This window comes from Bullifex sp. (assembly GCF_034103065.1).
Taxonomy (GTDB): domain Bacteria; phylum Spirochaetota; class Spirochaetia; order Sphaerochaetales; family Sphaerochaetaceae; genus Bullifex.
On sequence record NZ_JAXEGN010000061.1, the window covers coordinates 1 to 14,544 of the forward strand.

11 protein-coding genes are annotated in these 14,544 nt (G+C 34.8%); 10 read left to right on the top strand and 1 reads right to left on the bottom strand.

The annotated features are described in order from the left end of the window. The 7 genes from SOY52_RS02525 to SOY52_RS02555 all read left to right on the top strand — a co-directional run. On the top strand, positions 1-994 hold a 994-nt coding region (locus SOY52_RS02525), incomplete at its 5' end, for a sulfatase (RefSeq protein ID WP_320847412.1). 52 nt (positions 995-1,046) lie between these two features. Then, a complete protein-coding gene (locus tag SOY52_RS02530) occupies positions 1,047-1,823 on the top strand; it encodes a carbohydrate-binding protein (RefSeq protein ID WP_320847413.1) in 777 nt (258 codons plus the stop codon). A gap of 126 nt (positions 1,824-1,949) precedes the next feature. Then, on the top strand, positions 1,950-3,215 hold the full coding sequence (locus tag SOY52_RS02535; RefSeq protein ID WP_320847414.1) for a sugar ABC transporter substrate-binding protein: 1,266 nt from the start codon (positions 1,950-1,952) through the stop codon (positions 3,213-3,215). 74 nt (positions 3,216-3,289) lie between these two features. Then, on the top strand, positions 3,290-4,171 hold the full coding sequence (locus tag SOY52_RS02540) for a sugar ABC transporter permease (RefSeq protein ID WP_320847415.1): 882 nt from the start codon (positions 3,290-3,292) through the stop codon (positions 4,169-4,171). After that, positions 4,168-5,016: a carbohydrate ABC transporter permease gene (locus SOY52_RS02545; RefSeq protein ID WP_320847416.1), complete on the top strand. Its 849-nt coding sequence runs from the start codon at positions 4,168-4,170 to the stop codon at positions 5,014-5,016. The genes SOY52_RS02540 and SOY52_RS02545 overlap by 4 nt, the downstream gene beginning before the upstream one ends. Positions 5,017-5,019: 3 nt before the next feature. Beyond that, positions 5,020-6,183, top strand: coding sequence for a PLP-dependent aspartate aminotransferase family protein (locus tag SOY52_RS02550; RefSeq protein ID WP_320847417.1), 1,164 nt, complete (start codon positions 5,020-5,022; stop codon positions 6,181-6,183). Between the two features lie 48 nt (positions 6,184-6,231). Next, entirely contained in the window at positions 6,232-9,117 is a 2,886-nt protein-coding gene (locus tag SOY52_RS02555; RefSeq protein WP_320847418.1) for an alpha-mannosidase, read from the top strand. Here the strand turns inward: SOY52_RS02555 and SOY52_RS02560 are convergent. Continuing rightward, positions 9,107-10,390: a Gfo/Idh/MocA family oxidoreductase gene (locus SOY52_RS02560; protein ID WP_320847419.1), complete on the bottom strand. Its 1,284-nt coding sequence runs from the start codon at positions 10,388-10,390 to the stop codon at positions 9,107-9,109. The two genes, SOY52_RS02555 and SOY52_RS02560, sit on opposite strands and share 11 nt — an antisense overlap. Positions 10,391-10,474: 84 nt before the next feature. Here SOY52_RS02560 and SOY52_RS02565 point away from each other — a divergent pair, with 84 nt between their 5' ends. Genes SOY52_RS02565 through SOY52_RS02575 form a run of 3 tightly spaced genes read left to right on the top strand, consistent with a single transcriptional unit; the run spans position 10,475 to position 14,049 of the window. Continuing rightward, positions 10,475-11,548, top strand: coding sequence for a phosphotransferase enzyme family protein (locus tag SOY52_RS02565; RefSeq protein WP_320847420.1), 1,074 nt, complete (start codon positions 10,475-10,477; stop codon positions 11,546-11,548). 57 nt (positions 11,549-11,605) lie between these two features. After that, positions 11,606-12,721, top strand: coding sequence for an anaerobic sulfatase maturase (locus tag SOY52_RS02570; RefSeq protein ID WP_320847421.1), 1,116 nt, complete (start codon positions 11,606-11,608; stop codon positions 12,719-12,721). Further along, entirely contained in the window at positions 12,718-14,049 is a 1,332-nt protein-coding gene (locus tag SOY52_RS02575; protein ID WP_320847422.1) for a hypothetical protein, read from the top strand. The genes SOY52_RS02570 and SOY52_RS02575 overlap by 4 nt, the downstream gene beginning before the upstream one ends. The last annotated feature ends 495 nt before the right edge of the window (positions 14,050-14,544 follow it).

The following is a 14,544-nucleotide window of genomic DNA, read 5'->3' on the forward strand; positions in this document are numbered from 1 at the left end:
ATTTCCATTTAATATGGACACCTATGCAGATAAATATACTTTAGATGAAACACTAAAATTTATTTCATCCTATAGCTATGATAAGCCACTTTGTATGGTTGTTGATTTAATAAATCCTCATAACATATGTGGCTTTGTAGGAAAGAATAAGGGTCCTCATGAGCCATTTAGTGGCACCCTTCCTCCTCTTCCGGAGAACTATGAGTTTGATGATATAGAAAATAGATCAACTCCTGTAAAGTATCTTTGTTGTTCTCATGTAAGACAATCTCAAACAGTTGGCTGGAGTGATGATAACTTTAGAGAGTATATTGCAGCATATAACTACTATTTATCTGTTGCTGATCGTTACATCGGTTCTATTATTGATTCTTTAGAACATACCCCAATTAAAGATGATATCACTTATATTCTACTTTCAGATCATGGTGATAACATGGCTTCTCGTGGATCTGTAACAAAACAAGTTACACTTTATGAAGAAGTTACAAGAGTACCTTTTATATTCTCTGGTTCCCTTGTTAAGAGTAGGGGAATTGCAAAGGGCATTTGCTCTACATTAGATCTTTTCCCAACATTACTTTCTCTTGCTGATATTAAAAGACCTGAAGGTCTTGATGGTGTTGATATTTCTCAAATAGTAACTAAAGGAACTCTTCCTGAGAGAGAATATGTTACATCAGAATGGTTTACTGAGTGGGGCTATACGATTTCACCAGGAAGGATGATTAGAAGGGGTAATGTTAAATATATTCGCTATTTAGAAGATAATGGTGAAGAGCTATATCTATTAGACAAAGATCCATTTGAAAAGAAAAATGTTGCTAAAGAAAATGAAAAACTTTTAGCTGAAATGAGAGCTCTTCTTGATAGCTACATTAAAACTACAGATGATCCTTTTTACTCTCTTACAGTAAAAGCAGATAAAAAGTGGAGAAGTCATAAATGCGGTTATCAGAACCACAAAGGGATTACCGCCCCTGAAGATAAATAAAGATAGAATTAATAATTAAGAGAATGTATGATTAATTACTAAGGAGTTTTTGATGGAAATAGCTATTAAAAGAGAAGATAATATTATTGCTTCAAAAAGTGGTGAAGTAGAAGTTTATTTAGTTTTTAACCAAGAGTTTGAAGCAGGAGATGCAATTGTATTAAAAAATCTTGAGAAAGGTCACTATCTTATTGATTTAGGACTTGGAAGAGCAATTATCTATTCAAATGGAAAGGATTTTATTTTCCCTATCCCTTTTAATGAAAAAAAGGACTGCTACGACCAAAGAGTTTTTACTGGAAATATTCATTATATGTATATGCGTAAAGCATACGACTTTGAATATCAATATAGAAATGTAGCTTATAACCCATATGATGGTCATACAAATGATTCTATCTTCCCTCATTCAAAGGCAAATATTGAGACAAGAGGTGAGAGTGTATTTGCATCTCGTAATGCTTTTGATGGTGTTGTTGCTTCATCGTCTCATGGAAAATGGCCATTTGAAAGCTGGGGAATTAATAGAGATCCAAATGCAGAACTATATCTAGAATTTGGTAATGAAATGATAATTGATAGAATAATTATGTACACTCGTGCTGATTTTCCTCACGATGCTTGGTGGGATCGCTGTACAATAAAATTCTCTGATGGCTCAGAGCTTGTTTTTGAGCTAGAGAAGAAGGATGGAAGACAGGAATTCGTATTCTCTCCTAAAATCGTTTCTTCCCTTACTATTTGTAACCTAATTAAGAGTGATGATCCTTCTCCATTCCCAGCACTGATTCAAGCAGAGGTTTATGGAAAAGAACGAGTTTGGAAATAATTAGTTTTTGCTTCAGCTATATGCTGGAGCTTTTTTTTTACTTTTGTAAAAAAAATGAATAAATAATTTGTATTTACAAAATAGTGACTTTATAATACAAACATCGAATATTATTCGGAGGTCAGAATGAAAAAACTATTAACTATTTTAGTAGCTGTCGCTCTTTTAATCTCTCCTGTATTTGCACAGGGTGCTGCAGAAAAGGATGACACTGTAACTCTTACTTTTGTAGAAGTAATGACATCTCCTGAAAGAACACTTGTTCTTAATGATGCAATTGCTGCTTTTGAAGCAGAAAACCCAAATATTAAGATTGATCTTGTATCTCCTCCATATGAACAGGCTGAGACAAAGCTTGCTTCAATGCTTCAGGCTGGACAGGATGTTGATATTTGTGAAATTAGAGATAACTCAGTTGCAACATTAATTAATGCAGGTCTTCTTGCTGATATCGGTTCTCAGGTTGATTCTTGGGGTGCAAAGGATCAGTTAGTAGAAGCTGCTCTTCTTGCTGGTGCTTCAATGGGTGATACAACATATTTCATTCCTCAGTACCTCTATATTAAAGGTCTCATGGTTAGAACAGATATCTTAAAGGAAAAGGGTATTGCTCTTCCAAAGACACTTGATGAATTCTATGCAGCATGTGCAGCAGTTGCAGATCCAGCTAAGGGACAGTACTCACTTGCTATCAGAGGTAAAGGTACACCTTGTAAGACTACTGATATCATGATGCTTCCTGAAGTTGCAAACATCAATGAAGATAACCTTTACTTCACAAAGGATGGTACATTCTACCTCAATACTGAGGGTGGTAAGAAAGCTATGAATGACTACCTCAACCTCTTCAAGAATAGCAGTCCTTCAGATGCAGTTAACTGGGGTTATGCAGAACAGATTAACGGCTTTATCTCAGGTACAACTCCATTCTTATTCCAGGATCCAGATGCAGTAGGTTCTGTTAAGGATGCTCTTGATGAATCACAGTACACAGTAATCCCTGTTCCAACAGGTGCTTCAGGAAAGAGATATCTTGACTATGGTTTTGCAGGTCTTGCAGTTGCAGAGAACTCAAAGCACAAAGAAGAAGCTTTCAAGTTTATCCAGTACATGGTAAGCGCAGAAGTAAATGCTAGAATTTGTGAATTCTATGGTGCTCTCCCAGTAAATAAGGGTGCTTATGAAATTTCAGATATGTTCAGCATGGGTATCTATAAAGCATGGTCAGATGCAATCAGTGGCGAAGATACAGTATTTGTTAAGTTCCCACTTAGCGATCCACGCTTCACAGAGTATGGTACTGTTCACATGAACGCTATGCAGAACATGCTCCTTGGTAAGGCTTCTGTTGATGATACTATCAAGATCCTCAGCGATTTCTGGACCAAGTAATTTTTTCCTTAATAAGAATTAATGGTCAGGGCTGCGAGTTTGCGGCCCTGTATTCGTAATTGGAGGAGGAAAAAGTGAAAGATAATAAATGGTATGCTGTAATGATGATCCCAGCCCTGCTATTTATTGGGCTACTTATCTATTTCCCGCTCGCTAAGGGCGTACAAATGGCCTTTCAAAACTATAATTTGTTCAACCTAAAGGACATACATTATATAGGCCTTGAAAACTTTAAGAATGTAATAAAAAGTACAAACATTAACTTTTTACAAGTATTATGGAATACAGTACTTTGGGTATTCTTCTCCCTAGTATTTCAATTCTTACTTGGTTTTTTACTTGCTATGATGCTTCGTAAGCCATTCCCAGGAAGAAGTGTATATTGTGGCTTTGTATTCTATACATGGGCACTTTGTGGATTTGCTATCGGTCTTATTTGGTCATGGCTATTTAATGGACAGTTTGGTGTAATTAACGATTTACTTATGAAGGCTGGTATTATTAAGAGTAATATTGGTTGGCTCTCAGAACCTAAATGGGCTATGGTAAGTGTTGTTATTACAAATGTATGGTATGGTGTTCCATATTTTGGAATTATGCTTCTTGCTGCCCTTCAATCTGTTCCAAAAGAACTCTATGAAGCTGCAACAATTGATGGATGTGGAAGTGTTCAACAGCTATTTTCTGTTACAATCCCATACATAAAGCCAACTATTGTATCTACTGTTTTATTAAGAACAATGTGGATAATGAACTTCCCTGATATCATCTATGCAATGACTCAAGGAGGTCCTGTTAACTCAACAAATATCCTCGCTACAAGTATGGTTACTAAGGTATTTACAGAGTATGACTATGGTCAAGGTTCTGCTATTGGCGTAATTATCATGGTATTCCTATTAACTTACTCAATAATCTATCTAAAGGTTATGAAGAAATCGGAGGATGACTTATGATAAGTGCAAAAAAAGCTAAAAGAATTGCAGGAACAACTGCTAGAGTAATTATTCTTGCTGCCTTTTTATTAGTTGCAGTTCTCCCTTTGTTTTGGATTTTCATTACAAGCTTAAAGGGTGCAAAGGAGCTATATGCTATTCCTTTGATTTATTGGCCAAGTAATCCTTCCTTTGATGCATATAAGAAGCTTTTTACCTATTCAAATTTTGGTAGATACTTCTTTAACTCATTTAAAGTTACAATAATTGCATCATGTGGAGCTATGGTAATATCAATTCTATCAGGATTTGCTCTCTCAAGAATGAGAGCTATCAAAGCAAAAGGCTTTTTGGAAGTTTTGATGTACTTTACTCAAACAATTCCATCCTTCATGTTGATGGTCCCACTCTTTACAATGTTTTCAAAGTTAAAGTTAGTAGATAACCATGGAACTTTAATCTTTGTTTACATCGGCACTGTTGTAGCATTCTGTACAATTATGAGCCGAAGCTTCTTTGACAGAATTCCTGTAAGCTTGGAGGAAGCTGCCAAGATTGATGGATGTAACATGATACAGTCAATTGTACATGTAGTACTTCCAACAACACTTCCTGGTATTGCAGCAATCTTCTGCTTTGCCTTCATTAACATTTGGAATGAACTATTTTTATCTGTAATGCTTATTAACAAAGCAACTAAATATACAGTACCTGTAGCACTTAACTCATTTATTTCTAAGGCTGGTGTTAGCTGGGACTTAATGAGTGCTGGTATTGTAGTCGCACTTTTACCTACAATGATCGTATTTGGTATTGGACAAAAATACATCGTTGCAGGACTTACTGATGGTGGTGTAAAGGGTTAAAAAATGCCAAAAGAGATTTCAGATATTCTTTTACATATGGGAGAGCATGATCTCCCATTTGGGGCTGTTAGTCCTCCAATATTTCAAACATCAATCTTTAGTTTCCCATCCTTTGATGCCTTTCAGGAGGCATTATCAGATGAACCTTCTCACTATATTTACACAAGAGGTAACAACCCTACTGTAAACCTTTGTGAGGAGAAGCTTGCAGCTCTAGAACACGGTGCAAGAGCTAAACTTGTTACCTCTGGTGTTGCTGCAATTAGCTTAGCAATCTTTAGTTGCTTGAAGGGAAATGACCATATAATTATGGTTGAAGACTCCTATGATTGGGCACATTATATCGCTGGAACCTATTTAAGTCGCTATGGCGTTGAATGTACTTTTGTAGATGGAAGAGATATTAAAAACTTTGAAAATGCAATAAGACCAAACACTAGAGTTATTTATCTTGAAAGTCCTACCTCATTTACTTTTAGACTTCAGAATCTAGAAGCTGTTTCTGCTTTAGCTAAAAAACATGGTATTAAGACAATTATTGATAACACTTGGGCTACTCCAATTTTCCAAAATCCTCTAGATTATGGAATCGATTTTGTAGTTCATTCTGCTTCAAAATATATTGGAGGAAACTCCGATATTCTTGGTGGTGTTATTGTTGGTAAAAGTGAAGAGGATATGGTTCATTTATTTGAAACAGAGTTCCAAGCTCTTGGGCCTGTTCCAGATCCTATGATGGCATGGCTAATTTTAAGAAATCTAAGAACTCTACATGTACGACTTCCTATTCACTATCAAAATGCTTTAAAGGTTGCCAAATTCTTAGAGGGTAGAGATGAGGTTGAGTCTGTTTTATATCCTATGCTTGATTCCTATGAACAAAAGGAGCTTGCAAGAAAGCAGCTTAGAGGAGGAAGTGGACTATTCTCATTTAGACTAAAAACCCGAGAAGTAGAAGCCGTTAGAAGGTTTACTGATAGCCTTTATTACTTTAAGAAGGCTGTTAGCTGGGGTGGCTATGAAAGTTTAGTATTCCCAGCTGCAACACACTATAAGAAGGGTGAAGCAGTGCCTGATGATAAAGTAAGTTTAGTAAGGGTACATATAGGTCTTGAAGATCCTGATGTATTAATTGCTGATTTAGAAAAAGCATTAAAAACACTTTAAGTCTTTGCTCCGCGCTCTGCGGAGCATTATTTGAAAATGGAGAAATAGATGTTATATACAAAAGCAATAAAACGTATTGATATTTCAATTAATGAATTAAATAGAAGAAAACTTACAGAAATTGATAGTTCCTTTAAGTGGGTTACTGCAGATAAAAAGGAAGCTTTGAATGAAAACTTCAATTTAGATGATGTTTCTTTTAAAGAGGTAGAAGCTTTCCCTCACTTTTGGGCTCATCCTTGGATTAATACTTTATTTAAAAGCCAAATTAAATATAAGAAGGAAGCTAATACTGAGTACTATTTAAATCTTTCTACTGAAACAGATACTTTTGTTTATATTGATTCTAAGCCTCAGGGAGCAATTAACCCATTCCATCCACTTTTTGATATTACTCCATTTTCTGATAATTTTGATATCCTGCTTGAAGCATGGGGTGGCCACTTATTCCCTGGATACCATCCTAGTGAAGGGGGTAGAGTATTAACAGCTGGTGCAATGAGAAAGAAAAGCTATCCTTTAACCTTTTCAAAGCCAGTGCTACTAAAGAAGAATCCTAATACTTGGAGCCTTTATTTCGATTGTGTGGTTTTAAGAGGCTTATTAGCTACATTAGATGAAAAATCTCTTTTATATCAAAGTGTTTTATCTAATATGCATAAGGCATTAATTACTCTTGATTTTTCATCAAGTGATGAATGTTTAGATGAAATGGCTAAGAAGGCTAAAGAAATGCTTAGGCCAACATTAGAATCTCACAATGGAACTATCTGTCCAACAATTCTTTCAATAGGAAATGCTCACTTAGACCATGCATGGCTTTGGCCAATAAATGAAACAGAGAGAAAGGCTGCTAGAACTCTTTCTCAAATGATGAAGTATCTAGAAAAATATCCTGAATTTAAGTTTACTTTTACTCAACCAGTTCAAATGAAAGCTGTTAAAGACCGCTATCCATCGATATTTGAAAAACTAAAGGAAGCTGAAAAAGGTGGAAGGTTTGAGGTCCAAGGTATTAGCTGGGTTGAGCCTGATTGCATGCTCCCTTCGGGAGAATCCTTTGTAAGACAATTCATTTTTGGTAGAAAGCTAATTAGAGAGCTATTTGGCTCTGTAAAGGGTAATGTATTTTGGGTTCCTGATTCATTTGGTTACAATGCACAGCTTCCTCAAATATTGAAGAAATCGGGGATTGATTATTTTGTTACTAGTAAAATTGGTTGGAATGATACAAATGCTTTCCCTTATGATTTATTTATGTGGGAGGGCTTGGACGGAACCAAAATACCTTCTCATATGATTGTTGATGCATATGAAGGCAAAAATGAACCTGAACAGATAATGCATGTTTACAACAAAATTAGGCATAAGGATATTCAAGATACACTGCTTAGAAGTATTGGAGAAGGTGATGGCGGTGGTGGTACTATGCTTGAGGATATTGAGAACCTTGAGAGAATGCATGACCTTCAAGGACTTCCTAAAAATAGCTGGGTAACACTTCAAAGTGCCATGGAAAGGATTTTTGCATCAACAGATAACCTTCCAACATATAAGGGTGAATTATATCTTGAATTACATAGAGGAACTTATACTGTACAAGCAGAGGTAAAGAAGTGTAATAGGATGCTTGAAAGAGCTTTAGAAGAGGTAGATATCTTAATTTCAGAAGCTTTTGTTAAGGAAGGTTTAAGTGAACGTGTTAAGTCAGCACTTAACCTTGTATCGGATGCGTGGAAAATTCTTTTAACTAACCAATTCCATGATATCCTTCCTGGTTCGTGTATCAAAGAGGCAATGGATGAGGCTGTAGAGAGTTATAAAAACGCATTACAAATGGTTTCAAAAGTAAAAGAGAAATTAAATGCTTCCTCTCTTTCAAGTGATTTCCACTTTGCTTATAAAAAAGAAAAGCTAGCAGGAAAGGTTTTCATAAAGGATGGTGCTATCATTGCTCCTTGGGGAAAACTAATTCCAGATGGAATGGGAGGTTTTTCATCTGTAGTAGTAAATTCAAGAGAGCTTGTTAAGAGTGGAAAGTCATTTAATACAATTACTTTCTCTCCTGATGAAACAGTAAATTGGGACGCTTGGGATATGGAGTCTGATATGATTCCTCTCAGAAAGAGAATTAGTGGTATTAATAGTGTATCAATCGAAGAAGCTGGTGATGATGTTTTAATTAAAGTTAATGCTGAGTTATCAAATACATCAAAGCTCGAGCAAAGAATAATTGTTAGAGCTTCGGATGCTAAAATTGATTTCTACACAGTAGTTGATTGGAACGAAAAACATAAGATATTGAGAGCTGAATTTGATAGCGTGATTAATTCTCCATATGCAAACTTTGCAGTTCCTTTTGGTTACATTAGTCGTAGTACTGGTGATAGTACAACAGTTGAAAGAGCTCAATTTGAGGTGCCTGCTGGAAGGTTTGTGCACCTTGGCGATACTCAAAACTCACTTATCATGACTAGTGATAGTAAATATGGCTATAGAGTTAAAAATGGAGAAGCTAGTATTTCTCTATTACGTAGTCCAAAGGCTCCAGACCCAAGTGCTGATATCGGGCACCATGAATTTAGTTATTCCTGTTACTTTGCAAATGGTGGTGCAGAAGGCCTTCGTAGTGCAATACGTGCAGGATATGATTGTGATGGGCAGTATATGCCATCTCTTCCTTTTAGCTGGAGGTGTGAGCGTGGTAGTGTTATCCTCGATAGCGTGAAGGTAAGTGAAGATCGTGATGGTATCATTTTAAGATTCTATGAAGCAGAGGGTAGCCAAGGCTTAATAACAATTTGTTATGATAATAGAGTTAAAGAGGTATATGACTCTGATTTAATTGAAGAGCACTTTACAAAGTTTGAAGGGCAAGAAATTAGCTTCTCACCCTTCATGATTAAAACACTTAAATTAACTCTTAACCTCTAAGTGGGGCAATTAGCTGAGGAGTTCCACCTTCTAGGCGGGACTCTTCGGCTGCTAATGCTACAAGATGGCTTTCAACACTTACTTCAAGAGTAGTAACTGTATTATTAACCTCTCCACCTTCAAGAAGTGAAACAAATTCTTCAATAAGCATTTGGTCTCCACCACCATGTCCAGCAAAGTCTTTTTCTTCTCTTCCAAGGTCAATTATTTCACTTTCCTTACCAAACTCGGTAATCTTAATGATATTGTCATGCATATCACCTTGGATATCCCCAAGAGTACCCATTACTTTAATAGTTCTTCCACCGATACTTGTGAAAGCAGACATAGTTAGAGTAACTGTTGCACCACTTTCCATTTCCATTGCAACAATTTGGTTATCTACAACATCGTTATCACAGTGGAAAACGCAACGTCCATAAGGACCTTTTTCAATAGCAGCTCTTATTGTCTCTTCTGTAGGATTTTCCGATAGTACATCAACAGGCCATTCAACATTACCATGTAATACACCAGTATCTTTATTAGTTAGATAAATTTTTTCTGCATCATATGGACAATGAGCTTTAGCCTTACAACCATCAAGGCATCTTAATGCAGCACCCTCAGGAGCACATTCAGCTTTAAAGTAGCTTAATGAACCATAGGATGAAACACTTTTACACTTTGAACCACAAAGCCAAATTAAATAGTCTAAATCATGACAGCATTTAGCCAAAATCATTGGACTAGTTTCATCCTTTCTCCTCCAATTTCCTCTAACAAAGGAGTGAGCTTGGTGCCAATAGCGAACATTCTCTAATGCCTGTACTGTGGCAACTTTACCAATTCTACCACTATCAATAGCTTTCTTAATTGTTTGGAAGAATGGGGTATATCTAAGAACATGGCAAACTAATACTTTTCTACCTGTTTCCTTACTTTTTTTAACAAGAGATTTTAGTTCGTTTAAATCTGGGCTAACAGGTTTTTCAAGTAAGATGTCATATCCTTTATCAAGAGCCATTAGAGCATGTCTAACATGATCTCTATCCTGTGTACAGATTAAAACTGCATCAGCAAGCTTTTCCTTTGAGAGCATTTCTTCTACAGATGAGAAAACATTTTCACTTTTTACATTATGTTCTTTCTGAGCAATTTCACAACGTGTTTTATCAAAGTCTGCAATAGCAACTACCTGTGCTCTATCTTTCATATCAAGTAAAATTGCACCATAAGCAGTTCTGCCTCTTGAACCTAGACCTGCAATAGCAATAGTTATTTTATCTTTCATTTATTCCTCCAGATAATTGATTATAATACTCAAAAAAATGTAAAAGCAATGGAGAAATAATGTTAAATAAACTATCATATAGATATGGACGAAAAAGTATTATCTCAATTTCCTATTGCACTTCCATTAAGGGATGTAAAGGCATTAACAAATGGTATCATCAATACAACAGATTTGATTACTGATTCAAATGGAGAAAGGTATATATTCCAAAGAATTAATACCAATATCTTTAGTAATACTGAAGGTATGATGAAGAATATTGATATTGTTACAACTCATATTAGAGAAAAGGCAGCTAAAGCAGGTAAGGATCCTGAGAGAGCGACTCTCCATTTTCTACCTTCTTCAAATGGTACTCTTCTATACAAAAATGAGAATGGAGCATATAGAGTTTCTAAGTTTATTGCTAATACTATTTCCTTTGAAGGAAAGGCTACTCCTAAATCTCTTGAGATGGCAGGATTAAGTTTTGGTTCTTTTATTAGAGATCTTTCTGATTTAGATGCTTCTTTACTTACAGAAACTCTTCCTAACTTCCACAATACTCCAATGCGCATTGAACACTTTATGCAGACTGTAAAGGCTGATCCTGTAAATAGAGTAAGTAGTGCAAAAGAAGATGTTGATTATCTTGTAAGCTTAATTGAAGAAGCATCGAAGCTTTCAAAAATTAAATTACCTTTACGTGTTACTCACAACGATACAAAGACTAGTAACGTACTTGTTGATAAAGATACACTTGAGCCACTTGCTGTTATCGACCTTGATACAGTAATGCCAGGCTTACTTTGTCATGATTTTGCAGACTCAATTCGTTACTCTGCAAACTATGTTGCAGAGGATGAAAAAGAGTACTCCGGTGCAGGTCTTGATTTAGAGATGTATAAAGCATATGCAAAGGGCTTTATCCCTGCTGTAAGTTCAATTATTACCGATGAAGAAATTGATACTCTTGTTCAAGGTGTTATTACAATTGTCTATGAGCAGGCGATAAGATTCTTGGACGATTATCTTTCTGGTGATGTTTACTACCATACTCAATATCCTGAGCATAATTTGATACGTACTCGTACTCAAATTGGGCTCTTAAAAGATATGATTAAGAAAAGAAGTGAAATGGAAGAAATCGCTAGAGACCCTAAATTATATAAATAATAATTCTTTATTAAGGCATGGGTTTTCCCCATGTCTTCATTTTTTTGTGAGGAAAAATTGAATAGAACATTTTTAATAAAGCCATCATCAGGAAATTGCAATATGCGTTGTACCTACTGCTTTTATAAGGATGAAATAGAAAATAGAAGTGTTAAGAATTATGGCTTTATGACTCTAGATACGGCGAAATGTCTAATTGATAAAGCATTAGAAAACGAAAAGGATAATGTTAATTTCTCATTTCAAGGAGGAGAGCCAACTCTTTCTGGCCTCGATTTCTTTAAAGCTTTTACTGAATATGCTAAAGCAAAAGGGGGACATAGAGTTACATTCTCACTTCAAACTAATGGGTATATCATAGATCGTGAATGGGCTAAATTCTTCCATGATAATAACTATTTAATTGGTCTTTCGATGGATGGAAATAAGAAAATCCATGATATATATAGACTTGGTCCTGATAATAAAGGAACCTTTGTTAAGACCTTTAGAGCTGCATCATTTTTAAATGCAGAGCATGTTGAATTTAATATATTAACAACAGTGAATAAGACTGTTGCAGAAAATATTGGTTTAATTTTTGATTTCTTTAAGAAAAATGATTTTAAATATCTTCAATTTATCCCATGCCTTGATGAAATTAGTGGAGTAAAAAATGATTACTCCCTCGATGCAGAAACTTATGCAAAGGCACTAAAAATTTTATTTGATAGATATTTTGATTCCTGGAGAAAAGGTGAATATGTATCTATAAGGTACTTTGATAATTTAGTTACTATGCTCCTTGGTTACCCTCCAGAAGCTTGTGGTATGAGGGGAGTGTGTGGAAATTACTATGTTATCGAAGGAGATGGCTCTGTATTTCCTTGTGACTTTTATGTCCTTGATGATTACAAGCTTGGAAATATCACTAATGATAGTTTAGAAGAATTAGATAAAAAAAGAGTTGAAATAGGGTTTATTGAGAAATCAAAGAAGGTAGAAGAGGAATGTAAGAAGTGTAAATTCTTTTCTCTTTGTCGTGGTGGGTGTCGACGTGATAGAGAGGACTTTAATAAAAAAGAACTTTCATTAACATACCTTTGCCCAGCATATAAAGAGTTTTTTAACTATGCAATAGATCGTTTAATCTATATGGCTGAGACAGAGAAGAGAGTAAGGAGTGACAGATGAAAAAAGTAATAATTATTTTAACAATTCTAATTTTATTTATTTCGTGTAGTACTACTAAAAATGATAGTCGAACTACACTTGCGCTAGTAGCATATGGTGATAATGATGGTACAACCGCTGTATATGCAGTAGGAAAGGGACCTTTTATCCCATTAGAAGAGGTAAAGGAGGATCTTGTATTTGAAGTTGATGAAATGGAAAACACATCTCCAAGTGAAGCCTTAGATGATATTGAAGAATATAATGCAGAGAATTATTGCTTAGTTAATGTTGATAATTCTTTAACCACTCCTCGTCATATAGGTGATAATTGGGATCATATTTCAGTTTATGACTCAAGTTCTCCTTCAAAGTTTGTAGATGCTAAATGTATCTTAGAAACAGAACATGTTTATTACTATTTAGATAATAGATATTCGGTAGATTTAGCAGAGATTAAAGAGCTTGCTGCTTTATTTGAACCTGAATACGACGAGATTAGAAGTTTTTTTGGAAAAGAAGCTGATGTTGATAACAATGGAAAAATTATTTTCTTAATTACAGATATTTATGAAATGGGCTATTACTATATGCTTGACCAATACTCAAAGGAAGGATTACTTAATTCTGGAATTGAGTATGAATCAAATGAAAGTGATATGCTTTATATTAATATAGATATTTTTGATCCTAATTCTGATTATACTTTTGATGATGCAATTGCAACAATTTGTCATGAATTCTCCCACATGACTTATTTTAATGAACGATACAAAAATAATCTTGAAGAAGAAGATATGACCTTTATCAGTGAAGGTCTTGCAATGTGGACAGAATATTATGTTGGCTATCCTGCTCATCATAGTGAAAATTACATTGTTCCATTTATTTATGATAGTGAAGAAACTGATATCTTTTGTGAGGATAATTCTATATATGGTTATGGCTTACTCTTTTTCAGATACTTCGAGGAGCGCTTTGGCTTAGATGCAATTAAAAAGTTAGTTTCTTCAGAGTATGTTGGTCTTCAAGCTTTAGAGGATGCTGCAGGCTATAGCTTTGATTTAATTTTTGATGATTTTGCTCAGTCCTTATTAGCTACAGCTGCTTGCTTGGTTGATAATGAATACTACCTTGAAAACTTAAATGACATTGAAAATGGTTTTTGCCTTTCCTTGGACGTTATTTCAGCTTTCTTGGAAGAAGGTAGAGATTATCTAATTGGTTTTGATATTTGTGAAAATGTATATGGTGCATTATATCCATATACTATTTGCTTTATACTTAGTGAAGATTCTGATATAGATTTTGAAAGTAATGGAGCTTTAATGTACTACTCTTGTCTATAGTTTTTCCTATAAATCAAAGTGTAGCTTTACCTAGATAAAGAGACTATAAAATCTCATTTAATCTAGGTAATTTTTTTAGAAAATATTAGTTTGTCGAAAAGCAAGGAATAAAATTGTAGAAATTCTAGGGTTAAAAATGTAGAAAAATACGGAATAAAATCGTAGAAAAACATGGATTTTAGGATATTAAGCGGGAATCCTCGGTAATTCAATTTCCGAGATGAAAGCGCAAAATAGTAATTACTAAAACATATGCATGTGATATAATAAATTATGAAGATAAATCTTGTTCAGTACAGAACTTGCTCATATAGTATAAAATCATTCTTTCTATGTTGAAACCGTAAAAAAAGTACATAGAAAATCAGAGTAATCAGTTTTGAGGTTATATGAAACGAGTTAAGGAAACAAAACTTAAGCTTGAAAAGAAAGAAGCCAATATAGTTGGTCATCTTTGCTACGCAGCATTTAAGCTTTGGAATGTACTTAATTATG

Coding starts and splice junctions, on each gene's coding strand:
- SOY52_RS02550 (WP_320847417.1), top strand. CDS start 5,020: ATGCCAAAAGAGATTTCAGATATTCTTTTACATATGGGAGAGCATGAT.
- SOY52_RS02565 (WP_320847420.1), top strand. CDS start 10,475: ATGGACGAAAAAGTATTATCTCAATTTCCTATTGCACTTCCATTAAGG.
- SOY52_RS02575 (WP_320847422.1), top strand. CDS start 12,718: ATGAAAAAAGTAATAATTATTTTAACAATTCTAATTTTATTTATTTCG.
- SOY52_RS02530 (WP_320847413.1), top strand. CDS start 1,047: ATGGAAATAGCTATTAAAAGAGAAGATAATATTATTGCTTCAAAAAGT.
- SOY52_RS02545 (WP_320847416.1), top strand. CDS start 4,168: ATGATAAGTGCAAAAAAAGCTAAAAGAATTGCAGGAACAACTGCTAGA.
- SOY52_RS02560 (WP_320847419.1), bottom strand. CDS start 10,390: ATGAAAGATAAAATAACTATTGCTATTGCAGGTCTAGGTTCAAGAGGC.
- SOY52_RS02555 (WP_320847418.1), top strand. CDS start 6,232: ATGTTATATACAAAAGCAATAAAACGTATTGATATTTCAATTAATGAA.
- SOY52_RS02535 (WP_320847414.1), top strand. CDS start 1,950: ATGAAAAAACTATTAACTATTTTAGTAGCTGTCGCTCTTTTAATCTCT.